This is a genomic window from Mesorhizobium sp. BHbdii (assembly GCF_053848045.1).
Genome location: NZ_JBSPKX010000235.1, coordinates 1 through 435, shown reverse-complemented (window position 1 = coordinate 435; position 435 = coordinate 1). Strand labels below are relative to the sequence as shown.

At 58.4% G+C, this 435-nt stretch carries 1 pseudogene; it reads left to right on the top strand.

The window, feature by feature from the left end:
* Nucleotides 1-294: 294 nt before the first annotated feature.
* Nucleotides 295-435, top strand: a pseudogene (locus ACWTU8_RS32810) (transcriptional repressor); the annotation flags it as partial.

Sequence of the window (435 nt, the reverse complement as noted above, 5' to 3'; positions counted from 1 at the left end):
GACCAACAGCGCGTGATAGGTGCGCGATGCCGCCAGCGCCCGGAACGATAGCGTACCGGCCGCCATCAGCGCGGACGTGCCGACAAGCAGCGTCCGGCGTGTCAATTTGATCATATTGCTTCCCCAAGCCCGATCGAATTTCCCAAGCGAAACCACCCTCGTCGAGGATTTTGTCAGTATTTTGAAATGTCGCTGCGCCATCAAGCCTGTCGTCATCAAATGCGCCGGCACGTCATCGATCGGTCTGGGACAAAAACAGAGGAGTAGCAAAGACGACGGTTCGTCGCTATCTGAATGGGATCAGGCGGGTTGCACAGGCAAACAGGCTGGGGATGGCGCAGGACAAGTTGGAACCGGACCATGGCGGCAAGGGATGTGCTGACGAAAAACCAGTTGTGCGTGCTCGAGAAGCTCGAGACCGCCAGCGGACCGCTC